Genomic DNA, 6,665 nt, shown 5'->3' on the forward strand with positions numbered 1-6,665 from the left:
ACTGAAATTGTACACCCGGAAATACTCCGGCAACGAAGCAAAGAGACGCAGGACCACGAAAACCCCCCCGACAAGAGCAGCATACCTGCGGTGGAGACCAGGTAGCAGGAATGCCAGAAAACCGGAACAGGAAAGCAGGACCAGATACTCGATCACTATACAGTTATCCACGCCGTACCAAAAAAAGGATTCCCATCAGGCATACCCGGCACATGGGGGACGGCCTTCCCGCCTATCCCCCTCGCAATCTCCTCCTGCCCCGCTCTTGACCGGGAGTATCAGGATTACCCGAGAGTTAATCTTGTATCATCACGCATAGTATACCGATGTTTTGTCCTGAATGCAAATCTCTTATGATATCTTCCGGTGGCCAGCTCAAGTGCCGCAAGTGCGGCTATATCAGGAAGATCGAGTCCACCGACAATATGACAAAGAAGCGGGATCGCATCGAGAAGGAGATCATGATCGTCGATGACGAGGGGGAAAAAATCAGGACTCTCCCGACGATCCAGATCAAGTGCCCCAAGTGCGGCAACAACCTTGCGTTCTGGTGGCTCCGCCAGCTCCGGGCTGCTGATGAAAGCGAGGTGCGTTTCTTCAAGTGCACTGAGTGCGATCACACCTGGCGCCAGTACGACTGAGGCCGGGTCTTTCACCCAAACGCTTTTTTCCCACGTTCCGGTTTTCGTACCCCGCGAGGGGAAATTTTTGGCAGGAACGTCCCTGGCCCCGCAACACCCTGCAACGATCAAGTGTCTTTCTTCTTCCGTTTGCTGCCCGATGAGGTTGCACTGCCCACAGCCGCCTTCTTCCGCAGGAGCCGGTTGTACGTAATCGCGAACCGGTGCGCCTCATCCCGGATCTCCTGGAGGTAGTGGAGTGCCATGCCTTTTTTGTCGAGCTTCCGGGGCAGCATCTCTCCTTGGAGATACACATCCTCCTCCTGCTTGGCAAGGGCGATGACCGGGATGGTGAGGTCAAGGTCACGGAGAGATTCACCGGCTGCGGAAAGCTGCCCCTTCCCGCCATCGATGATGATCAGGTCAGGAAGTTCCCGGTCCTCGCGGATCAGCCGGTCGTACCGCCGCTTCACGATCTCGGCGATGGAAGCAAAATCGTCGATGCCTTCCACGGTTTTTATCTGGAACCTCCGGTAGTTCTTCTTGTCGGGAACACCGTTCCTGAACTGTACCATCGACCCGACCATCGCGGTGCCGGAGAGATGGGAGATATCGAAGCACTCGATCACGTCCGGGGAATCGGCAAGACCAAGGCTTGCCTGCAGGTCCTTAGTCTTCATCTCGTTTTTCAAAAACGCGTACTCAAGGTTCTTCTGGACAAGGTCAAGCAGTTTTTTCTTCTCGCCGATCTTCGGCACCGTGATGTGGACTGCCTTCCCCTTGCGTTCAGAGAGATACGCGGCAAGGGCTTCATCTGTATCCTGGGACAGGATCAATTCAGAGGGGGGGACGCGGTCGGCGTAATACTGGACGAGAAACTCTTCGAAGAAGTCCTCGCGGTTATCGAACGAGTACTCCTGCTTGCCGGAGAGCAGGCCTTTCTCAACAGAGAAGACCATGAGGTAGACCGTATCATCGGCAATCGTGTACCCGATTACGTCCTGGTCCGTTTCCTTCGGCCTCTCGACGTGCTGGCGCTCGGAGAGCCGGGTGACGGCACCGATCTGGTTCCGCACAGAAAGCGCCTTCTCGTACTCCTCGCGTGCGGAATACTCCGCCATCTCCTCGCGGAGCGTATGGAGGAGTTCTGCGCTCTTCCCTTTCAGGAGTTCTGCGGCCCGGTCCACCTGCCGCTGGTACTCCTCCTGGCTGATCGCCCCGACGCACGGCCCGCTGCAGGTGTGCAGGTGGTGCCGGAGGCACGCACGCTTCGGGAGCCTGCGGCAGGACCGGACCAAAAAGATCTTCCGGACAATGCGGATCAGTTCATCACGCTCGGCAGCGGAAACGAACGGGCCGAAATACACCGATTCACCGGCCCCGGTGTGGCGGGCAATCCCAATCCGCGGGAACGGCTCGCGGGTCAGCTCGATGTACGCGTACCTCTTGGCATCCTTGAGGTCGATATTATACTTCGGCTGGTGCTTCTTGATCAGGTTGTTCTCCAAGAGAAACGCTTCGGTCTCGGTGTTGGTCACCACAACGCTGATGCGGGCAATGGCCGCAACAAGGCTCTGCGTCTTCCGGTCATGATCCTTCTTCTGGAAGTAACTGCTCACCCGCTTTTTTAAGTTCTTGGCCTTTCCGACATAGATGATCGTCCCGCCCTTGTCAAAGAACTGGTAACAACCGGGGGCGGAAGGAAGGGTCGCGGTATCGAACATGTGCTGTACTAGCGTCTCTTTCCGGGTTATTAAGGTCTGGGGATGGCGCAGGGACCCCCGGGGATGCACGGCGGGGGTTCTGCATGACGCTCCTGCTGCTGCCACTGCACCGGGAACTGCAGTGCATCTCTGCTGCGCAAATGACTAAATAGCCGGCAGGGAATGATGTTCCTTTGTCCAACGTCCCGGGTGGGGACAAAGGGGGAGAGGGTATATGGAATGGATCTATGCAAAGGGAATACCGATCGAGGCCCAGTACCTGTACCGGAAGGCACTGGACTATTCACAGCGCGGCAGGGACGACGAAGCGCTGAAATATCTCCGGCAGTCGGTGGTCATTGCACCCGGTTACGCAAAGGCGTTCTTCGAGATGGGCAACTGCTTTGCCCGGCTCGGCAGGTTTGACGAAGCACGGGAAAAATATGACCGGGCTACCCATATCAATCCGCTGGCGCCGGCCCGTTCGTGATCATTTTTCCGGCCGCACTACCGCTGCAGGAATTACCGGGATGTGGCCGCAGGATTCCGGTCAAGCATCTCTTTAAGGAACTGCCCGGTGTAACTCCCGGCAACCGCTCCGACTTTTTCGGGAGTCCCGGTGGCCACGATCTTCCCGCCGGCATCGCCGCCTTCCGGCCCGATGTCGATGATGTGGTCGGCCGACTTGATCACATCCAGGTTGTGCTCGATCACGACCACGGTATTGCCCTTTTCCACGAGATCGTCAAGCACCTTGATCAGCTTCTTCGTGTCATCGAAGTGGAGCCCGGTTGTCGGTTCGTCCAGGAGATAAAGGGTCTTACCCGTTGCCCGCTTCGCGAGTTCGCGGGTGAGCTTGATCCGCTGCGCCTCGCCCCCCGAGAGGGTGGTCGAGCTCTGGCCGAGCTTGATGTAGTCGAGCCCGACCCGGGAGAGGGTCTCGAGTTTTGTCCGGATGGACGGAATGTTCTCGAAATGCTTCATCGCCTCTTCCACGCTCATGTCAAGGACATCGGCAATGGACTTCCCCTTGTACTGGACTTCGAGCGTCTCGCGGTTGTACCGCTTGCCCTTGCACTCCTCGCACTCGATGTACACATCGGGAAGGAAATTCATCTCGATCTTGATGAGCCCGTCGCCTTCGCAGGCCTCGCACCGGCCGCCCCGGATATTGAACGAGAACCGGCCCGGCGCAAAGCCCCGCATCTTCGCTTCCTTGGTCTCAGCGAAGACCGTGCGGATCTCATCGAAGACTTTGGTGTAGGTTGCGGGGTTAGACCGCGGGGTCTTCCCGATCGGGGACTGGTCGATCACGATCACTTTGTCGATCTCGGCATCGAAGACAATCCTGTCGTGCAGGCCGGCCTGCTCCCGGGACTTGTTGATGATCTGCATCATGCCCTTGTAGAGCGTCTCGTACACGAGCGTGGACTTCCCGCTGCCCGAGACACCGGTGATGACCGTGAGGAGACCTATCGGGAACTTCACATCGATGTTCTTGAGGTTGTTCTCCCGGCAGCCCTTCACGGTGATGAACCGTTTCGATGTCCGGCGGGTTTTTGGCACATCGATCTCCTTTGCCCCGGAGAGGTACTGGCCGGTTAAGGACTTTTTGTTCTTCTCGATCTGCTTCGGGTTGCCCTCCGCAACCACATAGCCACCGTGCATCCCGGCGCCCGGGCCCATGTCGATGACATGCTCTGCGGACCGGATCATGTCCTCGTCGTGCTCGACCACAAGCACCGTGTTCCCGAGGTCGCGGAGCGCCCGGAGGGTCTCGATGAGTTTCCGGTTGTCCCGCTGGTGGAGCCCGATGGAGGGTTCGTCGAGCACGTACAGGACGCCCATGAGGTTCGAGCCGATCTGGGTGGCGAGCCGGATCCGCTGCGCTTCCCCGCCGGAGAGCGTCCCGGCATTCCGGGAGAGCGTGAGATACCCGAGGCCGACTTTTTCCAGAAAGTCAAGCCGGGACTGGATCTCCTTCGTGATCTGCCGGGCAATCTCCTGCTCCCGGTCGGTCAGCTTCAGGTGGCGGAACCAGGCAGCGCTTCCGGAAACGGGCATGTCGGTGACATCGATGATGGACTTCCCGTCAATCCGGACGGCGAGCACCTTGTCCTTGAGCCGCCGCCCGTTGCAGGCCGGGCAGGGAGAGACCCGCATGTAGCCTTCGAGCTCGCGTTTCCGCCAGTCCGACTGGGTCTGGGCATAGAGCCGGGCCGTCTGCGGGAGGAGACCTTCCCATTCCCCGGTGTGCGACCATTCGGCATCGCCGTTCTTCATGCTCATCTGGAACTTCATCCGCTTCGATGAGCCGAACATCAGCGCCTCGTACTGCTCCTTCGTGAGGTCCTTGATCGGCGTTAAGACCGAGAAGCCGTAGTTCTTTGCCACCGTTGCGAGGTACTGCCCCCGGAACCCGTCCATCGGGTTGCGGTACGGGGCGATGGCGCCGTCTGCGATGCACCGCTCCTTGTCCGGGATGATGAGGTCCGGGTCGAACTCCATCTTCACCCCGAGCCCGTGGCACTCCTCGCAGGCCCCGAACGGGCTGTTGAACGAGAACATCCGGGGCTGGAGTTCCTCGAATGCCATCCCGCAGACCGGGCAGGCCATGAGGGACGAGTACGTGGACTCCTTCCCTTCTTCATCGGCAACGAGCACGAGCCCCTCGGACTTCTTTAAGCAGTTCTCCACAGCTTCTGCAAGCCGGGAGCGCTCGGACGAGTCCAGCCGGTCGATGACGATCTCGATGTTCTGCATCTTGTACCGGTCGAGCTTGATCTCCTCGTCGGTCCGGATGATCTTCCCGTTGACCCGGACCCGGGCATAGCCTTCCTTGTTGAGATCCTTTAAGAGCTGCTGGTACGTCCCCTTTTTCTGCCGGACAATGGGGGCGAGGACCGTGACCATCCCCGGGTGTTCGGCCGCGATCAGGTCGGCGATCTTATCGGGGGTCTGGGCGGCGATGGGGATATTGTGCTCGGGACAGAACGGCGTCCCGATCCGGGCATAGAGGAGCCGGAGGTAATCGTAGATCTCCGTAACCGTCCCGACCGTTGAACGGGGGTTCTTGGAGGTTGTCTTCTGCTCGATCGAGATCGCCGGAGAGAGCCCGTCGATGAGGTCCACATCGGGCTTGTGCATGATGCCCAGGAACTGCCGGGCGTACGAGGAGAGCGACTCCACGTACCGGCGCTGGCCCTCAGCGTAGAGCGTGTCGAACGCGAGGGTGGATTTGCCGGAGCCGGAGACGCCGGTGATGACGACCAACTTGTCACGCGGGATCTCCACGCTGATATTTTTGAGGTTGTGCTGGCGGGCACCTTTGATGATGATATCTTTCATGCTTGGTGCTCAGTCTGTTTAGCTCCGGTAGTTAAAGGAGTAAGGTTCGGGGCATGAAAGTGAATCGCACAACCCTTTGAACAAACGTTACTGCGATGGCAGTGTAAGCTGCACGTGAAGCGCATGCAACATCTCGAATGTGTTTAAATATGAAACACCAATCGCACGACACACATTCGGAATCTTAATCCTCCTTCGGATATTTGGATCATAGTATTCGTCGGAGACAACAACATACCTCTTTGCCAGGGCATGAGCAATTAACCAGCCATCAGCTGCTTTAGCAAATTCGGCTTTTGCAAAGGCAGTATATTGGGGTTGCCCCAATGCCCACGTCATGACTCTTCCGTAAGCGTCGATAACATCCTGCTGATTGGTGGATTCGAACCATTCCTGGAAATTTGTATCCACCCATATCTTGAGATCATCTTTGCCCTTATCGATTTCAGTCTTAACCCTGTCAATCGATCTTACCGGGCCCTTCTGTGCATGAAAAATCAATCCGTCCCAATAACCGGGAGCGATACTGAAAGCATAATATCGCTTCGCAGACTCAATGAACGCATTAGCATCAAGTAAAAAGACAGGTTGTGAGGGCATACAATCAACTCATCCCGATTTCTTTCGCAAATGTTTCGAAGGTATTACCGTACAATCCGGTTAACCTGTATGCGTCGCGATAAAGAAGGCGCCCATCTCGTACTGCAATGATTACTGCTTCTGCAAAACGACGACCAATTGCCGCTCGCTGATTATCATAAAAATTGCCCCCACCTTCCTGAGATGCAAGCTCCTCTCTTCTTTTTTGTTCAGATTCCTGATAAAATTCTTCGAATTCCTGTTTGTTTATGAGATCGAGATTGGTAATCCTGTACGCACCTACCAGCTCACTCACCTTAAAGTATCGGGCAATTTTTTAGTATCGATCTTCTTATTTCTTCACGGTGTGCCGTACATGTTGTAGCTTTTTTTCCGGAACATAAATTTACGCCGC

General features: G+C 56.8%; 6 protein-coding genes. 2 read left to right on the forward strand and 4 right to left on the reverse strand.

Annotation, left to right across the window (positions count from 1 at the left end):
• Nucleotides 1-326: 326 nt before the first annotated feature.
• Nucleotides 327-641, forward strand: coding sequence for a transcription factor S (locus CW742_RS05015; RefSeq protein ID WP_292417344.1), 315 nt, complete (start codon nucleotides 327-329; stop codon nucleotides 639-641).
• A 107-nt stretch (nucleotides 642-748) separates the two neighbouring features.
• Here CW742_RS05015 and uvrC read toward each other — a convergent pair whose 3' ends face one another.
• The gene (uvrC, locus tag CW742_RS05020; RefSeq protein ID WP_292417347.1) at nucleotides 749-2,344 is read right to left on the reverse strand and encodes an excinuclease ABC subunit UvrC; all 1,596 of its coding nucleotides are present in this window, start codon (nucleotides 2,342-2,344) and stop codon (nucleotides 749-751) included.
• 214 nt (nucleotides 2,345-2,558) lie between these two features.
• On the opposite strand from uvrC, the gene CW742_RS05025 reads away from it, so the two are divergent.
• Nucleotides 2,559-2,813, forward strand: a complete 255-nt coding sequence (locus CW742_RS05025; protein WP_292417349.1) for a tetratricopeptide repeat protein — start codon at nucleotides 2,559-2,561, stop codon at nucleotides 2,811-2,813.
• A gap of 32 nt (nucleotides 2,814-2,845) precedes the next feature.
• Here the strand turns inward: CW742_RS05025 and uvrA are convergent, their stop codons facing one another.
• The 3 genes from uvrA to CW742_RS05040 form a co-directional block, all read right to left on the reverse strand.
• Nucleotides 2,846-5,671, reverse strand: coding sequence for an excinuclease ABC subunit UvrA (gene uvrA / locus CW742_RS05030; protein WP_292417354.1), 2,826 nt, complete (start codon nucleotides 5,669-5,671; stop codon nucleotides 2,846-2,848).
• Between the two features lie 87 nt (nucleotides 5,672-5,758).
• Nucleotides 5,759-6,271, reverse strand: a complete 513-nt coding sequence (locus tag CW742_RS05035; protein WP_292417356.1) for a DUF4411 family protein — start codon at nucleotides 6,269-6,271, stop codon at nucleotides 5,759-5,761.
• A gap of 4 nt (nucleotides 6,272-6,275) precedes the next feature.
• The gene (locus tag CW742_RS05040; protein WP_292417359.1) at nucleotides 6,276-6,566 is read right to left on the reverse strand and encodes a hypothetical protein; all 291 of its coding nucleotides are present in this window, start codon (nucleotides 6,564-6,566) and stop codon (nucleotides 6,276-6,278) included.
• Between the last annotated feature and the right edge of the window lie 99 nt (nucleotides 6,567-6,665).

Origin of the sequence: Methanoregula sp. (assembly GCF_002835825.1) — an archaeon.
Classification (GTDB): domain Archaea; phylum Halobacteriota; class Methanomicrobia; order Methanomicrobiales; family Methanospirillaceae; genus Methanoregula.

Coding starts and splice junctions, on each gene's coding strand:
- uvrC (WP_292417347.1), bottom strand. CDS start 2,344: ATGTTCGATACCGCGACCCTTCCTTCCGCCCCCGGTTGTTACCAGTTC.
- CW742_RS05035 (WP_292417356.1), bottom strand. CDS start 6,271: ATGCCCTCACAACCTGTCTTTTTACTTGATGCTAATGCGTTCATTGAG.
- CW742_RS05025 (WP_292417349.1), top strand. CDS start 2,559: ATGGAATGGATCTATGCAAAGGGAATACCGATCGAGGCCCAGTACCTG.
- CW742_RS05015 (WP_292417344.1), top strand. CDS start 327: ATGTTTTGTCCTGAATGCAAATCTCTTATGATATCTTCCGGTGGCCAG.
- uvrA (WP_292417354.1), bottom strand. CDS start 5,671: ATGAAAGATATCATCATCAAAGGTGCCCGCCAGCACAACCTCAAAAAT.